Consider the following 4,681-nt stretch of genomic DNA (forward strand, 5'->3'; position numbering starts at 1 on the left):
GGTCAAGAATTCAGTTGGAAGATCAATTTACAGCAACCATTCAACTACAAAACCAAGCTCCAGGAATATACTTTCTACATGTAAAACAAGGCGATCAGTTTTGGGTGAAGAAAGTGGTGCTGCAATAAGATTTTAGCTTAAGTATATGAGCCCCTGCGAATATTTCGCAGGGTGAGTGGCAATGGGGGAAGAAATTGGTGGTGAGGTAGGGGAATACTGGAATTGAATTTTAATAAATCCGTAAGTACAAAAGACAACTATAATATGAATGCAATTTTAACTAAACTGAATGAGCTGAGCTCGGATGACATTAAAGAAACTTTTATTGAATTAATCGCTGAATATATGAATCCTGCATATGGCTCCATTTCGAAACGTGATTTTGATATTTTACTCTTTATTCAACTGCAAAAGCTCGAGGTTTTTAAAAAGAATCCTGAAATCTATGATCTTGTTGCTGAATTAAGAATTACAAGGTCAAAAGCACGAAATCTACTTTATGAATCAAAATTGAGACAAACGAGTAAAGAAGAGCTTGACGACGAATTAAAGGAGCATCTTTTAAACCCAATTCTACTCAAAGGTATTGATAAACAAATCAGTATTGAAATTGGAAATCCATTCCTAGCAGATCATTTAAAATCAAAATTAAAAGAACTGAATCACATTACAGACGGTTCATTTTCTTCCGAAATTGTGAAATTAACAACAGAAGCGTATTTGGCACTTTTTACATCTTATTTACCTGACGAATCAACAACTAAATTAAAGAAGTTGTTTGTTGAACTAGGAGTAATGACAGAGGCCTCTTTAACTGGGTTCTTAAAAGGTGCTTTGAAAAAAATAGGTTCAAAAATTGCGGATGAAACGGGAGAACATGTGGCTGATTCGGTCTTTGAATATTTAATGCCTATCATGAAAGGTGATATTGGTTTGGTGCGAGAAAAGTTTGAAAAACTGTATAGCTAATTAATCCCTTTAGCTGTTTTTTCGAAAATAAATCTATTTCATAAACGCGTTTTTAAATATGGATATGTGTATTTTTCTAGTCCAATTTTTATTTGGAATTGGGCTTTTTTTTACAGTCAACTTAATTGGCAAACATTCATACTCATTGGGGTATATGGAAATGTCATTATTTGTCAGAAAAGAGGAGGCCCCTGCTTTTAATGTTTTGATCAGAGTATTTATTCCTATTGTTTATCTTATAATTACCTCTTCAATACTTTATTATTTAAATTTTGATCGTTTTGTTCAAGACTTTTATTGGGTCAACATTCATTACATAGTATTTAGACTAATATTTAATTTGGTTACAAACCGAGGGGCATTATTAAATTGGAAAAGACAAGTATTTTACTGGACTTCAACTTCATTACTTTCTTATTTGGTTTATGAAAAATTAATTAAAGTCAGAACTAATTTACTTCCCGATTTTACTTCAATTGCAAATGAAATTTGGTTTATCATTCTAATATTCCTCTATCAAATAGCTAATAACTTAACTTTTTCGCAAGAAGCAACTGTTCAGAGAAAAGAGACTTACCTAAAAAGAAGGTATATCTATTTCAAATCAACTTATGATAATTTAATTACAGAATTGACTAAAAATCATATACTGGAGTCTATTGTTTATGCCGTTTTGATTTATGAAGACTTTAATAGACCTAAGATTGTAAGAATTATTGAAAATATTTCATTCAGAATATGCGGTAAATCAAAAACATTAGGTGTAATGCAAGTACGTACTGAAAAATTGTTGAGTGACCTAGAAAGTGTAGAACTAGGAACTCAAAAAATAGTAGCCGCTTACAATAGTTATATCAGCAATATTACAAATGAAAATCCTGGCTATGAATGGGAAGCGAAAAATAATATAATTAACGATTATAATGTGGGTTCTCGGTATTGCAACGAAGTAAATGAATTGGCAGATTTGATTAAAAATCAATTTTATGATGATTCACTTGATGAACTTGTTCCAAAAAACGAATAAAATGCTTTTTTTGAAACTTTTAGTTGGTGTACATAATCTAAATACGGAATATCGCAGGAATAAATGCCCTTGTTACAGGAAAAACTCGGAATTTTCAACAAAAACTGGAATCTTGATGTAATTTCATTGGAATTTCCAGTAAATTCTTAGGAATTACCCGGAAAAAGATCTCAAATACAAAGGTAACCTGCTTGATTCTTTAGAAAAACAGCTGCAGAACCCACCAAATCTCTACTGATCATCCCAAATTTCACGATCAACCCCTACCCTGTTTTCCACTCATACTATCATTAGCGTGCTAAATCTTCGTTTCCATCAGTTTTAATGCGAATGAAACGTTCATAGAATGAACTTGAACGATATTTTGGTATATATACTAATTAATTCGGGTATTTATACCATTGGATTGATGGTGGGGAGTGGGTATATTGCAAACTACTCACTTTACAAAGTAAGTAAGCATTTATAAAATAGTGGGATTCTAAATATCCAAGCAAATGGGGAAAATTGAACAAGAAGAATTTGAAGACAGCTAAACCGAAGTTAAATGAATAACAAATGATAGCAGCCACCCTTTCTATGGTGGATGACGGATGAAAACTATTGAAACAAAAATTAACTATCCTAACCGATCAGAAAAAAAGTTTAAGGCCGAAGTTGTTGAAGGGGGAAGATAGTGTTAAAAAAAGAATATGGAATTAAAAGAGTTTGTATCGAATACAATCAAACAGATCGCAGACGGTTTGCAGGAAGCCAATTCATACATCAAGGAAAAAGGTGGTGAAGGCGTAGAAAATGGCTATAAACGTATTATGTTTGATGTCGCTGTTACAACAACTGACGAGGATAAAAGTGGGGTTGGAGGAAAGATAACAGTAGCAAAAATCTTTAATGCTGGTGCTGAGACCGAAAACACAACTAACAAGACTCAATTCAGTAGAGTTGAGTTTAATACTTTAATTCACGTAAAGACTAATTAATTATGGCTAAACAAGTTCCTCAAAAAAAGACTTTTAATTTTGTTATTCAACTTGATTCTGTTGACAAATGGCTTATTTGGCTTATTTTATTAATGTCCGTTATACCACTTTTTGTGACAAAAAAAGATGCTCAATGGATATTGGATTTTTTTGAATGGTTGCTAATAATTTTGATTCCAGCTGAATTTGTCTTGTCAATTATTAAATCACATTATCTTTTACCGAAAGCCGAAAGAGAACGTAGATATGATGCTTTGGATAATGCATTTGGATCCAAATTCTCGCTGCAAAGCTCAATAGAGTATTTCACTAATGATGAAATTCCCACTGGTGTGAAAAAGTTAGGAGTGAATCTCTTCCAAAATGTGTTTTACACAACACGTTTATCTGATAGAATGATGGTGCGTTATTTCGTAAAGTCATCAATATTTGGCATAACAATCATAGCAATGGGTATTTATGGGCTTAAAAATAGCCCAATAATGCTTCCTTTTCTTCAATTCATGTTCTCAGCAACAGTGTTTGGAGATTTGATAAAATTCCTCATGTACCACCGTGAAAACAATAGAATATTGGAAGAAATTAAAGTTTCATTCCAAAATTCACCGAATGATTCAACCATACTAAAAGAGTACTTTGATTACGAAACAAATATATCATGGGGTCAAGTATTGATTAGTAATCGTGTTTACACTAAATATAATGATGCTTTAGAAAAAGAATGGCAACAAGTTAAAACTAAATATAATCTAAATGGCAAGTAGTTTAAATACTTATTTATTAGGCTTGGCTTCAAGTTATTTTATTAGCCATGGTTCGACGGAACGTAATCAAATTATAAGCTCGATAGTCACTCTCAAAAGTCGTTTAAATAGTTATTTTGGTAAGGATGTTAAGGCTGTAAAAATCTTTGGGTCATGGGATAGGGATACAACTCTACCAAGAAAATATGACTTTTATTCCGATGTTGATATTATGATCATTTTTGATCACGAGAATCTAAATAAAACAGCTGAGACATATAGAACTTGGTTAAAGACTTTTGCCGAGCAAAAATATTCTTCATCAATTGTACAAAAGGATTTTCCAACAATACGATTAGACATGAATCACATTACTTTTGACCTTATACCTACAAGGGTAACCAACATTCTTAACATAATTGAAATACACTACATACCTGATAGTGGAAACAATTGGATGACTACCGAGCCATTTACATTCACCCAAAAAGTCAAAGATAAACATTCAGAAAAAAACTACATAGTTAAGCCCGTTCTGAGACTTATAAAAGCATGGAATATTCAGGCTGAATATCCATTTGATTCCTACTTACTAGAAAAGGAAATATTAGAAAAAACGCCTTGGTTCTGGCATAATTCTGTGGAACCTGCTTTTTATGCTGCGTGTAATATTCTTTGTACTTATTCAGGAACCATCACTCAAAATACAAAGGTTCAAACCCTTCAAAATGCCATCGGCAAAGTGGTGTCATATTTGGATATTGGTGACATTTCAACGGCAAAGTATTGGTTGCATAAAGTTTTACCTCGTTAATAAACAAAGGATACTTTGGAGTAATGTTTGGAATCGTATTTAGGTATCTACTTTCTTGGAGGTTTAGGAAGTAATATTATACCTTTAGTCGAATGTATTTTATAACATTGGCTTTAAAAGCTGTAATAGATGAATTGATTAATGACTT

Annotated in this window: 6 protein-coding genes; all 6 read left to right on the forward strand. The window is 32.2% G+C overall.

The features are described 5' to 3' along the window. Positions 1–14 precede the first annotated feature (14 nt). On the forward strand, positions 15–128 hold the full coding sequence (locus Q0L65_RS14000; protein ID WP_366051328.1) for a T9SS type A sorting domain-containing protein: 114 nt from the start codon (positions 15–17) through the stop codon (positions 126–128). Positions 129–264: 136 nt separating this feature from the next. Continuing rightward, positions 265–969 (forward strand): hypothetical protein, encoded by a 705-nt coding sequence (locus Q0L65_RS05065; RefSeq protein WP_296684165.1) that lies wholly within the window; start codon positions 265–267, stop codon positions 967–969. Positions 970–1,027: 58 nt separating this feature from the next. Continuing rightward, positions 1,028–1,996 (forward strand): hypothetical protein, encoded by a 969-nt coding sequence (locus tag Q0L65_RS05070; RefSeq protein ID WP_296684166.1) that lies wholly within the window; start codon positions 1,028–1,030, stop codon positions 1,994–1,996. 692 nt (positions 1,997–2,688) lie between these two features. After that, positions 2,689–2,976, forward strand: coding sequence for a hypothetical protein (locus Q0L65_RS05075; protein WP_296684167.1), 288 nt, complete (start codon positions 2,689–2,691; stop codon positions 2,974–2,976). A 2-nt stretch (positions 2,977–2,978) separates the two neighbouring features. Then, on the forward strand, positions 2,979–3,740 hold the full coding sequence (locus tag Q0L65_RS05080) for a hypothetical protein (protein WP_296684169.1): 762 nt from the start codon (positions 2,979–2,981) through the stop codon (positions 3,738–3,740). After that, positions 3,730–4,533, forward strand: coding sequence for a hypothetical protein (locus tag Q0L65_RS05085; protein WP_296684171.1), 804 nt, complete (start codon positions 3,730–3,732; stop codon positions 4,531–4,533). The genes Q0L65_RS05080 and Q0L65_RS05085 overlap by 11 nt, the downstream gene beginning before the upstream one ends. Positions 4,534–4,681: the final 148 nt, after the last annotated feature.

It is taken from the genome of Flavobacterium sp., from assembly GCF_024642105.1.
Taxonomy (GTDB): Bacteria; Bacteroidota; Bacteroidia; order Flavobacteriales; family Flavobacteriaceae; genus Flavobacterium.